This window comes from Granulicatella sp. HMSC31F03 (genome assembly GCF_001807725.1).
GTDB lineage: Bacteria > Bacillota > Bacilli > Lactobacillales > Aerococcaceae > Granulicatella > Granulicatella adiacens.
Genome location: NZ_KV790837.1, coordinates 62,645 through 76,442 on the forward strand (window position 1 = coordinate 62,645; position 13,798 = coordinate 76,442).

The window sequence follows — 13,798 nt, forward strand, 5'->3', positions numbered from 1 at the left end:
TCACCATGAATAATTAAGGAAAATTAATCTAAGCACTGATGTACTATTCGTGTTACATCTTCAATTAAAATACTATCCGTCAAATCCGCTGTACTCATAGTTTTCAAAATTCTCTTTATTTTTGTATAGTATTCTTTTTCTACCACTGTTTCCCTCAGATTATTTATATTATATTTCTTACCAATTTTATTAAACTCACACCACACTATTAAAGCAACCCTTGAATAAATTTGAAGCTTCTTAATTTTTTCATCGGAGGTTGTATGAAATAAATTACTTAACAAAAATATATAATTCAAATAAATATAAGTGCACGGAAACATTGGATAGATTTCAAAAATTAAAGAGGTATAAAATATATGGATTGCTTGACTAAAAATTCCATATAAAATAAATTTTACCAATTCAGCATCCGTTAACTCTTCAGGGAAATTGCCAGAATAATTTTCCCGATAATAATCTAACCTATCTTTTAACATTCTATCAGGTCTATCCTCTTCACAAAAGAATACCTGTGATATTAACTCACTCTGAATAATCAAATCAGCATCTTCATAAGAATGAAGCTCATTTAAGTCTATACCTTTCTGAAAAAAGCTCATCACTATATTATCTACATTAGATCCTAGAATGTTCTTATTAAAATGAAAAAAACGTAAAGGTATAATATAAAAATTACTAATCTGCATTTCTAACAACGTAATTTCATTATCTACGGATTTTAAAATAGCACTTTTCATCTTTTTTCTAAACTTTGAATTAACCTTTGAATTTTTAGAAGTTTTATCTATAAATGATAAATAAGACACTAGTGGATCATCATATATTTGATATTTCCCCATTGAAAATAAAGATAAATTTCTTTTGTCTTCCAAATTTAGAAAAGATGTTGCTGAAAAAAAATAAGTATCAGATTTACCAAAAATATATTCCATACAAAAATCTATAATCTTTGAATTCTTATACCAAAATATTTTTAATCTATCTAAATAATAGCTGATTTCATCCGTTTCTAATTCTGATTTTATTTTTTTCAATAATTCTAAATATTCATTTTGAATACAATCAAACTCTCTCAGCATATTTTCATCCCTTTCTTAATTACTCACTAACTATAGGGAACTCTTTCTTTATTACTGACAAATGTTTTTCTAAAATCATTCCGACATCAAAGCTTACATCCTGTAAGGATTGAATGTTATCTATATCTGGAACGCCGTGATACTGATGCCCTGGAGAGATACATTTTAGAACAGAACTTTCTCTGATAGCCCCCCAAAGACCATGTTCAAATTGTGAATCATAATCATATTGATATTTGTATAAATCGTCTTCTCCAACTTGCTGAAATTTTTTTCTTATATTCTCATTTCCAAAATATCTAGTATCCATATCAGTAAACTCTTTATTTTGGAATTCTGACACTAGTAAATTTAAATAATGAAAATTAATATGAGCATTAGCGAGATCTGGTTGGGATTCAAGATACCTCTCTGAAATGAGTTTATAATTTCCTAGCCCATAGTATTGAAATTCTCTCCAAATATTCTCTTTTACTTGCTCATTTTCTATTAAATATTTGCTCATAACATAATTTTCAATACAAGACCTTACGATTGAACGCCCTGAAATCGTAGTTCCAAGATTATGATCAATAAGTTCGATTAATCTTTTATACGAATAAGTTAGTATACTCGTCAAAACAAATAATTTTTCATTAAACGGCTCTACATTTTGTAATAATGCTGTATAATATTTTAGGACTTTGTAAACCTCTTGCCTTATCTCATTTAAATCATAAGAGGTATTTTGGCTAATCTCCATATAGTAAACCTCGCAATCCGTTAATCTACCTATACTATCCCAAAATAACCGACTATACGGAAAATCAATTTCTTCAAAGGCAGTAGACAGTGTCATTTCTAAAGCACTTATTTGTGAACGTATCATCGATATTTCTACAGAATTTTCATCTAGATATGGATATTCTTTTAACCCTTCTATTAAGGCTTTTTGATGTGACAAAAAACGTAAATTCCCCTTCAACATTGAATAGTAAGTTATCAAATATCGAATATCTGCAGAAAGACTGCTGTGTTGATCGCTAACCTCTTTTAATACACTTTTTAGAGAATCGCTCCGCTCTTCAAATTCTCGATTACATGAATAAATTTTTTTAAGAATCGATTCTTCATTATCAGGTAGCACTAAAGCAAGGGGTGAAAAAATAGATAAATCAAAGTATTTTTCTAAAATTTCAAAAAATAATTTTTTCTCTGATTTTTTCAAATCTAACAAATGACTTATTGTTGGCAACGGAAGTCTCTCTTTTAAATCTATATTTTTAGATAATTCATTAAAAAAAGCCATTAGTTTTTCTAATTTTTCTGTTCGACAACCACCTTTCAAAACTAACCCTATCCAAATATACTCTGGTCCTCTTGCATGTTGCCAATCTAGATTTTTAGGAAGGGGTGAAACTATTTGGCTGAATTTAGATTTAAATATTCCCTTTTGAAAATCATGATCACTTAATTTACTGTACATCATTCACCTCGTACTATAGCTCTATGTTCTATACAATGTTAATTTTCTTAAGAAACTATTATTAATACCCTTTAATTACATTCACTTGTGCAGTTAATCTTATCTTGTTGCCCCATTTAAAAATGGGTTTGTCGCAATTTCATCTTTTAGCGTTGTTGGCTCCCCGTGTCCTGGGAAAATCACCGTTTCAGCAGGTAATGGCAATAAGTATTTGTGGATACCTTCCATTAACTCTTTGTGGCTTCCGTATGGGAAATCACTACGTCCAACGCTTCCTTTAAACATCACGTCCCCACCGATAACAAATCCATTTTCTCTGAAAATAAAGATGGTTCCACCAGGTGAATGCCCTGGAATATGCGCTAATTCCGGTTCAAAACTTCCAACTTTCCATTTGCCCATTTCTTTAGGGAAATAACCGTCCGCTGGCTTAGTGGTAATATTTTCTCCAGAGTAATATGAACGGTTCAATTCAGGATCGTGTAAAAATACTTTTTCCAACTCATTCATATACATTGGAATATTGTATTCCTCACGAAGCGCATCTACTGCTCCGATATGGTCTCCGTGTGCATGTGTTAATACAATCGCTACTGGCTTCAACCCTTCTTCTTTAATTAATTGTTTAATATCTTCGGCTTGTGCGCCTGGGTCAAAAATCACGGTTTCTTTATTTTCATCAATTAAAAAGTAGACATTTTCTTCTAAACGTCCTACTGGAATGCTTAATAACTCCATCTGTATTCCTCCTTTAGGTCTCCTCTTAACTCTACATAAAATAGTGAGTTCTTGCAATCAAAAAACGCCCAAGCATAGAGCCCAGACGTCTGTTGATTAATCATTGATTAATTTTTTCAAATCGATGGCTTTGTTTAATGCCGTCATCAACGGAATACCCGCTAATAATACGACGATTTCACCAAAGAATGTTTGCGCGTAGCTTAACCAGAATGGTAAACCTAATGCTAAGTTCAATTCAATCGCTACTAAGAAAATCATCACACTGAAGACACCTGCTAAAACAAACATACGTGTTTTAACGTCTTTCACTGATTTGAAGAAAAGTGCGCTGATAGCGAATGAAGCAATTGTATGTCCTAATCCGAATACTAAGTCATACAAACCTAGACCAGACGCTGACATAAAGACTGAGTTGACAAGTAATACACCGGCAACCACACCGATTCCGTATTTTTTGTCAAAAGCGAATAAGTGGTTCAACATTTCCGCAATACGAAATTGAACATCTCCGAATGCCATAAATGCTGTTAATGATGTAACGACCACATAAAGCGCTGCGATGATTGCGTTAATCACAATCAATTTTGATTTTTTATTTTGCATGTTACTGCCTCCTAGTTTTTTATTGAGGGATGGTTTCGAACCTCATCGGCAAAAACGCCATGTGCTATTGTACTATAAACAGCGTAAGATTGGTAGTCTTAAGTTGAATTTCTTTATCCTCTACAAATTTGTTCTTTGAATTTCTTCTTACACCGTTTGTGAGCCCCTTTGACAGAGGTAACCGACTTATCGAAGTGATCCGCCATCTCTTCAAAAGTCTGTCCGTCTAATACCCCTAGAAACACTTCTCTTTCAAAGCGAGATAAGTGATGGAAGTATTCTTCCGCATCCTCATGTAAAAATACTTGTTTCTCGCAAGATTCTACGGAAGCTGACATCAATGCTAGCTCCCCTTTATCCCCGTGGATTAGAAGATTATGAGGAACTACTCTTTGTCGATGCTCCCTTCTCAAACACTCCACTGCTAAGTTTTTTAGGCAGCGTTGATAATAACCCGCAAATGAAACAGCATGGTCTTCATTATATTTATCTAATGCTCGTAACATCATGACTCTAGCTTCTTGAGCAAAATCTTCTTGATCCATCTCATGAAAGAAATAATGATGATTCATACTGGCAATTAAAGGCTCAAATCTCTTTAATAACTCGGTGATAGCCTCCTCATTATTTGCTTTAGCTAGATGAACTACTTCCGACAACTCTTTCTTTTCCATAAAATAACCTCCCTATAAATTCCTCCCTCATTCCTTCTCCACTTCAGTATATTGATTAACAAACATAAAAAGCCCTAGTTTTATCGGATAAAACCAAGACTTCTTAAGAATTAAATTCATTTGTCTTATTGAAAATAAAAGATAGGATTATTTCCTAACCTTCTTAATTGCTTTTAGAAGAATTTCTACTCTTCTCTTTTCTCTTGAAATAATGCACACCATAAGTTTGATAGAAATCGACTTTCAGCTGTACGAATCGTTTCAAGTCTCTTAATAATTGATATAATTGCGCTCTTTTCTCAAATTCGCGTCTTGTTTGCGGCAAAGGTCTTTCTCGAAAATGTTCTAACATGGCTTCAATCTCATCAATGAGTTGACTCGCTGTATTCTGCTCTGCTAATTGCTCTGCCGTCTGTTTAAACATTTCAGACAAGATGGCCATTTCTTCCCCATCCCAGCGAAATTCATTTAAATTGACCGCCATAATTTCTAATAACTTTGTTTGATCACGTCGCATTTCAAAATACTGTTCATCGTAGGTGATTTCACTTGTTAGATGGTTCTCTGATTCTAAGCGAACATATTCTCTAGCCGCTTTCAATTTTTCTTTCACAATTTGAAGAACTTCGCCATCATTTTTTCCATTTCCAACGGATAAAAATCCAGACATTTTCAATAGAACTTCTCTCATTTTTGATTCAATTTCTTCACGAATGTCAATAATATGTTCGCGGTACGATGGCATATACCAGTTGAATAAAATGGCAACACCCGCTCCAATCGTCACAAGAAGCATTTCATTCACAAACAGGGAGAACGTTAATTGTTGCTGCGTCCAAAGATGAATGACTAACACCGTACTTGGTGCGACTCCAATTTCTACTTTTAATATATAAGCCATCGGAATATAACATAATAAGTAAATTCCAAAACTCATTGCATCGAAACCAAAAATCCAAAAGACAATTCCACCGACAAAAAGTGCCAATAGGGCTGCAGCTAATCGTTGACTCGTGGCCGCTAAAGAGATTTTCTTTGTATCCATTACACTTAAAATCGCAATAATGGCAGCTGCAGAGGGGGTCGATAAATTGAATGCTTGTGCAATCATTAAGGCAGAAAATGCCGAAACAATCACCTTCATTATTTTAAGCTTCATTATGGATCACTGTATCTCCTTGTATTTGATGCCCTTCCAACTGTAGAAGGGTAGTTTTTCTATTCAATCCTCCCGCAAATCCTGTTAATTTTCCTGTTGTCGCAACGACTCTATGACATGGGACGAGAAGCGTAATTGGATTTTTCCCAATAGCGTTTGCGACAGCACGAGGAGAGGTTTTTCTACCTATCTTCTCGCTGACACGGTGAGTAACTTCATTATAAGTCCATACTTCTCCAAACGGAATTTCTAGCAATGTATTCCAAACACTTTGTTGAAAAGGAGTTCCTCCTTCATAAGCAATCGAAAACAAAGGAGTTCCTGGAGTTTTCTCATGATAATACTGATTAATCCATGTTTTTACAGAATCCCACAGCGCTAAAGAATCATCCCATTCTGGATTTTTCACAAAGGCACACTCATATTTTTGCCCTTCAAACCACAAACCGGTTAATGCCACCTTATCACTTGCAGCAATCATCACCCCTAGTGGTGTATCTATCTTCGTCAAAACCGTCATGGCAAATTCTCCTCATTTCTCATTACAAATCTATTTTTCTATTATATAATATTTTCTATCGAATGAAATAGGAAAGGAGCACTTTCATGCTCATTAACGAAGCCGTTTTACATATTTTAGATAAAAATTCAGGAAACTTACTCTTATCACAGGCCCCGCTGCAACTGGGCGATCCATTTCTCATTGAATACATTACAAAACTCGTGGATAAAATCAAAAAAGTCGACCCGCATATTGGTCAATTAGCTTCTAGCGAACCACTTCTTGGATATCTGGTAGACGAAGGCATCTCTTTCTTAGAAAAGACGCAACAGTTAGCCGATAAGCTCTTTGCGCTTATTGCTCCAGCAGAAGAAATCGGACCAGCGGACTACTTATTCTTTACAGGAACAAGCGATACAGGCGGCACACTCTTTGGAATGATTCGCCTCGATTACAGTTCAAAAGTCACTCACTTTGTCGATTATGAAGGTGAAGCTGTTAGCAATACGATTTTACAAAATCACGCTATTTTGCCAAACGCGACGCAAAAACCTTCGGAAGCTTTCATCGTAGATTTATCAAACGGAAACTACCACTTAATCGAGAAAAAAGTAGTGATGGAAGGCCAAAAAACTGCCTATTTCTCTGAAAAATTCTTAGAAATTACGGTCCCTGTCACAACGAAAGAACAAATCAAGGAAATCAAAAAAACGGTCACTCATATCGCGAAAAAACACGACGAGGAACCGTACAAAGCACTGGCAACAACGCAACAAGCCATCTTCCACCAGCTTGAAGAACAGGACGAAATCGATGCCGCAGCCATCTTCGACAAGGTATTCGAGGAAAAACCGCTCGCACGTGAAGCTGCACAGTTGGCCATCACCGAAGAACGCGTTCCAGAAAAAATCGCCGTAACGAACGTGCCAAAATACGAACGCAAATATAGCAAGCAAAAATTCAAACTCGACAACGGCATCGAAATTACCATTCCAAGTGAAATCTACGAAAACAAGGAAATGGTCGAATTCATTAACAATCCAGACGGATCTGTTTCAGTACTGATTAAAAACATCGAAAGTATCTTAAATAAATTTAATGCGTAACACCATCTATCTAATGTAAAACAAGAAACCTCCTAGAAAAATTCTAGGAGGTTTTCGTTTATAACGGCTTCTTCAATGGAAGACCCGGTTTTCTAGGATATTTATTCGGAGTTTCCTTCGTCTTTAAAATCGTGACAACATGACGGTTTCCGCCTTCATATGGCAAGTCGAAAGAGACGTCCCCTTCTACTTTTCCGCCAAGAATCGCGATTGCTTTTTTCGCTTCTTCCAACTCAACTTCTGTATGCGCCGCTTTTAACGCGAGGAAATACCCATGCTTTTTCACGAGTGGCATGCAAAATTCGCTCAGTACACTGAGTTTGGCAACGGCACGAGCAGTCACCACATCAAACGATGCACGGAACTCCTTGTTTTGCCCAAAGGTTTCAGCGCGGTCATGGAAACATTGCACGTCTTTTAGCCCAAGCGTCTCCACTAATGTATTCAAGAATGTAATGCGTTTATTCAATGAATCCACAATCGTCACTTTCAAGTCTGGGAAGACGATTTTCAGCGGAATACTTGGAAATCCTGCACCCGCCCCAACGTCGCAAAGCGTTTGGTCGGTCAATTCATGATGAAATCCAAGCGCCAATGAATCGTAGAAATGCTTCAAGTACACGCCCTCTTCATCCGTAATCGCGGTCAAGTTCATCTTCTCATTCCATTCCACTAATAGATGGAAATATTGGTCGAACTGCCTCTTTTGAACATCAGATAATGGAATCCCATGTACTTCTTGGAGTCTCTGATAAAATTCTTCTGGTTTCATACGCGCCTCCTTATTCTTGCACTTTAGCAATCTTGCCTTGTTCGATATAGACCATCAAGATCGATACGTCGGCTGGGTTCACCCCACTAATACGGCTCGCTTGCGCAATCGTTTCTGGTTGAATTAATTTCAACCGTTGACGCGCTTCTGTCGCAAGACCATTAATCGCATCATAGTCGATATTGGCAGGAATACGTTTAGCTTCCATGCGTTTTAATTTTTCAACTTTTTCAATCGCTTTTGCAATATAACCTTCGTATTTAATCGAGATTTCTACTTGTTCTTTCACTTCACGAGAGACTTCCACCGTTTCGCCGGCAAAGCCTACTAATTCGTCATAGCTTAATTCTGGACGCTTCAACAAGTCGCTGAGAAGGATGCCGTCTTTCAATTCCGCAGATCCTTTTTCCGCCAAGAACGCTTGTAATTCAGCAGTTGGTTTCAAACGAATCGATTGCATCCGTTTGATTTCGGCTTCAATCGCTTCTTGTTTTGCTTGGAACTCGGCATAACGTTCGTCATCAATCAATCCAAGCTCGCGTCCTTTTTCTGTCAAACGTAAATCGGCATTGTCATGACGAAGTAAGAGACGATATTCCGCACGAGAAGTCAATAGACGGTATGGTTCAGTCGTTCCTTTTGTGACCAAGTCGTCCACCAATACGCCGATATACGCATCGCTTCGGCCAAGAATAAATGGCTCTTCACCGCGAATCTTACGCACGGCATTAATCCCAGCGTAGAGCCCTTGCCCCGCTGCTTCTTCATATCCACTCGTACCGTTCATTTGTCCAGCAGTGAATAAGTTTTGAACAAGTTTTGTTTCAAAGGTATTTTTCAATTGGTGCGGCACGACCACATCGTACTCGATGGCGTAACCCGTACGCATCATCTCCGCATTTTCCAACCCTTCCACGCTACGAATCATCTTGATTTGCACATCTTCTGGAAGAGAAGTCGATAACCCTTGAATGTACACTTCTTCCGTATTTTCCCCTTCTGGCTCTAGGAAAATTTGGTGACGAGGCTTGTCGCTGAAACGAACGATTTTATCTTCAATCGATGGACAGTAACGCGCGCCGACCCCTTCGACGATCCCTGTAAACATAGGTGCACGGTGTAAGTTTTCACGAATCGTTTCATGCGTGCCTTCATTCGTATACGTTAACCAGCAAGGAATCTGGTCGTAGCGGTAGTCTTCGTCTTTGGATGTAAAACTAAATAAGTTTGGAGTGTCATCCCCTGGTTGGATTTCTGTTTTACTATAATCAATCGATGAGCCTTTGATACGTGGCGGAGTTCCTGTTTTGAAACGCGCCAATTCAAAGCCTAATTCGAGTAAGTTCTCTGATAATTTAATCGATGGTTGAGAGTTATTCGCACCTGATGAATATTTCAATTCACCGATAATAATTTGACCACGAGAAGAAGTTCCGGCCGTTAAGACCACCGCTTTTGAACGGTAGATGGCACCTGTATTTGTAATAACCCCTTTACATACGCCATCTTCAACAATCAATTCTTCCGCAATTCCTTGGCGTAAATCCAAGTTCTCTTGCTTCTCGATTATCTTCTTCATTTCTTGCGCGTATAAATGCTTATCCGCTTGCGCACGTAAGGCACGTACGGCAGGTCCTTTCCCAGTGTTCAGCATACGCATTTGAATATACGTCTTATCGATGTTGCGACCCATTTCGCCCCCAAGAGCGTCGATTTCACGCACAACAACCCCTTTTGCAGGTCCCCCTACAGATGGGTTACATGGCATAAAGGCCACCATTTCTAAATTCATTGTGAGTAATAATGTTTTTGCGTCCATACGTGCACTTGCTAGCGCCGCTTCACTGCCGGCATGTCCAGCACCGACGACCACTACATCATAATTTCCAGCTTCGTAAGTTGTTACCATAGTCTCTCCTTTACTTTCTTTCTCCATAAAATTCTACATTGTGACTAACATATTCGCCTGCTTCATAATTAAACTTCGCAGAAAAGAACGGCTCCTGTCCTAAAATCCACTCTAGAAAAATGCGGTCTCCTTCCCAAGATGGCTTCTGGAGGATTTCATCGTAAGGCACCCATTCTAGCGTCCCTTCTGGCGAATCAATCAGCTCTCCTGAAAACTCCGTTACCCGAAAGACATACGTATACCAGTCGTGTCCTGGGGTGAATTCTGGAAAGGTGATGATTCCTTTCATCTCCATCTTTGTCGCCGTCAGTCCTGTTTCTTCAAAAATTTCACGAACGGCACATTCTTCCGGAGTCTCTGCTGCTTCGAGTTTGCCACCAACGCCAATGTATTTGCCCTCATGGACATCGTTTGGCTTTTTGTTGCGTAATAACAGTAAGAACTCTTTCCCATTATCGATATAACATATTGTCGCTAGCTTCGTCATCAGCTTTCCTCCTTGTGCCTTTCGTTGAAAGAGTTATAACTTCAATTCTTTACGGATATCTTCATAGTAGCGGTAATGGGGCACCGGATTGAGCCTTACGTCTCAACTCCTATCAAGCTTCAAACTGACTCTACGGGTTACAACCCTAGAGTCAGTAATTCACATTGGTTGCTATTCCCCATTACTGCTACTATAGAATCCGTAAGAATTTCCGTTATTACTCTTTCACGAGAGCCTACAATTAAAAATCTGCATGCTCTCATCTCTTAGTATTCGTATTCTGTCTCAGTTTCTTGCAGCAAACTGCCAACTCTCTACCTCTTTTGAGCACACTTGTTTATTTACCCAAGCAGAACTGACTGAACAATTGTGTTAACAGCTCGTCTTGAACCGTATCACCTGTGATTTCGCCCAAGAGATCCCAAGCGCGGGTAAAATCGATCTGGATTAAATCAACAGGCATGCCCATGTCGACCCCGTTCGCCACTTCTTGCAGCGCTTGTTCTGCCTTTTCAAGAAGCGCAATATGACGCGTGTTCGATAAGTACGTAGCGTCGCGCTCATTCATTTGCCCTTGGAAGAAGTAATCGGCAATCTTTTCTTCCAATTGGTCGATGCCTTCTTTCTTCAGCATTGACGTTGTGACAATTTCGCTGTCTGTTGCAAATTTTTTGACCTTATCCATATCAATTTTGGTTGGTAAGTCTGTTTTGTTTAATAAAATAATACGTTTGAAATCTTTTGTTTGTTCTAATAAGCGGAGGTCTTCGTCCATCAACTCTTCGCTTTGGTTTAAAATTAAGAGCACGAAATCCGCTTCGTTTAATGCTTTACGGCTTCGTTCTACCCCGATACGTTCAACAACGTCATCCGTTTCACGAATTCCCGCCGTATCAATCAGTTGGAGTGGCACTCCTCGAACATTCACATACTCTTCAATCGTGTCACGAGTCGTTCCGGCGATATCCGTTACGATGGCTTTTTCCTCGCGTAATAACACGTTCAATAGACTCGATTTTCCTACATTTGGACGTCCAACAATCGCTGTCTTCAAGCCGTCACGCAAAATTTTTCCTTGGCTTGCCGTGTTTAGCAATGCGCGAATGCCTTGTGAGACTTGCTGCGTCTTCTCGCGCAACAATTGCAAGGTCATCTCTTCCACATCATCATACTCTGGATAATCGATATTTACTTCGACTTGCGCTAATGTGTTTAAGATTTCTTGTCGTAAATTCTGAATTAACTTTGAGAGTTCTCCGTCAAGTTGGCGCATTGCCATTTGCATCGACTTATCTGTTTTGGCACGAATCAAATCCATCACGGCTTCTGCTTGTGAGAGGTCAATTCGCCCATTCAAGAAGGCGCGTTTTGTAAACTCACCAGGCTCTGCTAAGCGTGCTCCCATGCGAAGAACGAGTTGCAAGATGCGGTTAATCGCCACAATCCCACCGTGACAGTTGATTTCCACAACATCTTCCCGCGTAAAAGTCTTTGGCGCGCGAAGCACCGTCACCATCACTTCATCAATGACTTCATCGTTCTTTGGATCCACGATATGCCCATAGTGAATCGTATGACTGGGTTGTTCTTTTAATCGTTTATCTTTCAATCGATACACTTCGTCTGCAATGCGAATTGCATCCTCTCCACTGATACGGACAATCCCGATTGCTCCTTCGCCAGGCGCCGTTGAAATCGCCGCAATCGTATCAAATTCTGTCTGCATACTGTCCCTCACTTTCGTTTTATTGCACAAAAAAAGTGCACACTCCACCCCTTCGTTTCTAGGGTGGCTCGCACTTTGACTGCTAACCGATATTCTCAAAGAGATTATACACTATTTTATGTAGAATTCATAGACAGAAAGCCAATATTAGATTTTTTTCTGAGCGACTTGTATTTTTATTTCTAAATTTTATACTTGTCATTGCACTCCTTTACAAAACAAGCTACAATCAAACTATGAATTTAAAGGAGGATTCCTATGACCGTAGAACATCCATTTAACAAAATCGTAGAAGGCATTGCAGTTTCTGATATTCGTCAATTTGACGCAGAAGTTTCTACAATTCCTGGCATTATCAAATTAACTCTTGGAGAGCCAAACTTTGACACACCTGAGCATATTAAAGAAGCGGCTATCCAAGCGATTAAAGACAATCATTCACACTACACACCAAACTCAGGGATTCCTGAATTACGACAAGCTGCGGCAGAATATTACAACAAGAAATTTAATTTTAATTACACAGCAGACCAAGTGATCACAACAATCGGGGCAACGGAAGGGATTAACGCTAGCTTACAAGCCATCTTAAACCCTGGCGACACTGTTATCGCGCCAACTCCAGTCTTCCCGTTATACTTGCCAATCACATTGGTGAACCAAGGGAACTTCATTACAGTAGATACAAGTGAAGACGGCTTCGTTTTAACAGCGGACAAATTACGCGAAACCATCGAAGCAAACCCAGATAAAAACTTTAAAGCAGTTGTTCTTGTATACCCAAGTAATCCAACAGGCGTAACATATTCTAAAGAACAATTAGAAGATTTAGCTGAAGTGATTAAAGAGCACCAACTATGGGCGTTGTGCGATGAAGTATATGCGGAATTAACATACGACAAGACTCACTACTCTCTTGCAAACATCTTACCGGAACAAACCATTGTCATCACTGGTTTATCAAAATCACACGCAATGACAGGATGGCGTATCGGATTTATCTTAGGACCAACACACTTCATGAACGAAGTCGTAAAAACACACCAATACATGGTGACAGCTCCAACAAGCTTTGCGCAATACGGAGCGCTTGCGGCAATGTTACACGGCCAAGATGACTGCGCGAAAATGATGGTTGAATATAGCGAGCGTCGTGACTACCTGGCTGCGGAATTGAAGAAACTTGGCTTCGAAGTGGCAAGTCCTGACGGAGCGTTCTACTTATTCGCGAAAATTCCTGCTAAATGCGGTACAGACTCATGGGCATTTGTGCGTGACCTTGCTCCAAAAGCAAAAGTAGCGCTCATTCCAGGGATATCTTTCGGACCTGGTGGCGAAAGCTATGTTCGTTTCAGTTACGCTGCTTCAATGGAAAACTTAAAAGAAGTTGTTGCTCGTTTAACAACTTACTTAGCAAACATCTAACATTTGGAAGGCGAAAAAGACCATATATGGTTTTTTTCGCCTTCCAGCTTTAAACGATATAGCTTATAAACTATATCGTTTTTATTTTTTATCTCAGAGGTAGAATAAACAATAAAAGAACTAAAATTATCATATATGATAATTTTA

Annotated in this window: 13 protein-coding genes and 1 riboswitch; of the genes, 2 read left to right on the forward strand and 11 right to left on the reverse strand. The window is 38.7% G+C overall.

The genetic code is table 11. The features are described 5' to 3' along the window. Nucleotides 1–23 precede the first annotated feature (23 nt). The 7 genes from HMPREF3106_RS00325 to HMPREF3106_RS00355 form a co-directional block, all read right to left on the reverse strand. Nucleotides 24–1,082, reverse strand: a complete 1,059-nt coding sequence (locus HMPREF3106_RS00325; protein WP_070443646.1) for a hypothetical protein — start codon at nucleotides 1,080–1,082, stop codon at nucleotides 24–26. 19 nt (nucleotides 1,083–1,101) lie between these two features. Beyond that, the gene (locus HMPREF3106_RS00330) at nucleotides 1,102–2,547 is read right to left on the reverse strand and encodes a DUF5677 domain-containing protein (RefSeq protein WP_070443648.1); all 1,446 of its coding nucleotides are present in this window, start codon (nucleotides 2,545–2,547) and stop codon (nucleotides 1,102–1,104) included. A gap of 99 nt (nucleotides 2,548–2,646) precedes the next feature. Continuing rightward, nucleotides 2,647–3,285 (reverse strand): MBL fold metallo-hydrolase, encoded by a 639-nt coding sequence (locus HMPREF3106_RS00335; RefSeq protein WP_049555668.1) that lies wholly within the window; start codon nucleotides 3,283–3,285, stop codon nucleotides 2,647–2,649. A gap of 96 nt (nucleotides 3,286–3,381) precedes the next feature. Continuing rightward, a complete protein-coding gene (locus HMPREF3106_RS00340; RefSeq protein WP_005606410.1) occupies nucleotides 3,382–3,891 on the reverse strand; it encodes a QueT transporter family protein in 510 nt (169 codons plus the stop codon). 5 nt (nucleotides 3,892–3,896) lie between these two features. Then, nucleotides 3,897–3,941, reverse strand: a riboswitch (PreQ1 riboswitch). Between the two features lie 63 nt (nucleotides 3,942–4,004). Beyond that, nucleotides 4,005–4,565, reverse strand: a complete 561-nt coding sequence (locus HMPREF3106_RS00345; protein ID WP_070438558.1) for a sigma-70 family RNA polymerase sigma factor — start codon at nucleotides 4,563–4,565, stop codon at nucleotides 4,005–4,007. A gap of 163 nt (nucleotides 4,566–4,728) precedes the next feature. Next, nucleotides 4,729–5,724: an aromatic acid exporter family protein gene (locus HMPREF3106_RS00350; RefSeq protein WP_070443650.1), complete on the reverse strand. Its 996-nt coding sequence runs from the start codon at nucleotides 5,722–5,724 to the stop codon at nucleotides 4,729–4,731. After that, nucleotides 5,714–6,244 (reverse strand): methylated-DNA--[protein]-cysteine S-methyltransferase, encoded by a 531-nt coding sequence (locus HMPREF3106_RS00355; RefSeq protein WP_070443653.1) that lies wholly within the window; start codon nucleotides 6,242–6,244, stop codon nucleotides 5,714–5,716. Before HMPREF3106_RS00355 ends, HMPREF3106_RS00350 begins: the two co-directional genes overlap by 11 nt. Nucleotides 6,245–6,330: 86 nt before the next feature. On the opposite strand from HMPREF3106_RS00355, the gene HMPREF3106_RS00360 reads away from it, so the two are divergent. Beyond that, a complete protein-coding gene (locus HMPREF3106_RS00360; RefSeq protein WP_005606419.1) occupies nucleotides 6,331–7,332 on the forward strand; it encodes a nucleoid-associated protein in 1,002 nt (333 codons plus the stop codon). Nucleotides 7,333–7,390: 58 nt separating this feature from the next. Here HMPREF3106_RS00360 and rsmG read toward each other — a convergent pair whose 3' ends face one another. From rsmG to mnmE, 4 genes are all read right to left on the reverse strand, one after another. Continuing rightward, nucleotides 7,391–8,104 (reverse strand): 16S rRNA (guanine(527)-N(7))-methyltransferase RsmG, encoded by a 714-nt coding sequence (gene rsmG / locus HMPREF3106_RS00365; RefSeq protein ID WP_070443656.1) that lies wholly within the window; start codon nucleotides 8,102–8,104, stop codon nucleotides 7,391–7,393. 10 nt (nucleotides 8,105–8,114) lie between these two features. After that, the gene (mnmG, locus tag HMPREF3106_RS00370) at nucleotides 8,115–10,013 is read right to left on the reverse strand and encodes a tRNA uridine-5-carboxymethylaminomethyl(34) synthesis enzyme MnmG (protein WP_070443659.1); all 1,899 of its coding nucleotides are present in this window, start codon (nucleotides 10,011–10,013) and stop codon (nucleotides 8,115–8,117) included. Between the two features lie 10 nt (nucleotides 10,014–10,023). After that, nucleotides 10,024–10,500 (reverse strand): NUDIX hydrolase, encoded by a 477-nt coding sequence (locus tag HMPREF3106_RS00375; protein ID WP_070438573.1) that lies wholly within the window; start codon nucleotides 10,498–10,500, stop codon nucleotides 10,024–10,026. Nucleotides 10,501–10,837: 337 nt separating this feature from the next. Beyond that, nucleotides 10,838–12,226, reverse strand: a complete 1,389-nt coding sequence (gene mnmE, locus HMPREF3106_RS00380) for a tRNA uridine-5-carboxymethylaminomethyl(34) synthesis GTPase MnmE (RefSeq protein WP_070443662.1) — start codon at nucleotides 12,224–12,226, stop codon at nucleotides 10,838–10,840. Between the two features lie 258 nt (nucleotides 12,227–12,484). On the opposite strand from mnmE, the gene HMPREF3106_RS00385 reads away from it, so the two are divergent. Further along, nucleotides 12,485–13,651: an aminotransferase class I/II-fold pyridoxal phosphate-dependent enzyme gene (locus HMPREF3106_RS00385; RefSeq protein ID WP_070443665.1), complete on the forward strand. Its 1,167-nt coding sequence runs from the start codon at nucleotides 12,485–12,487 to the stop codon at nucleotides 13,649–13,651. Nucleotides 13,652–13,798: the final 147 nt, after the last annotated feature.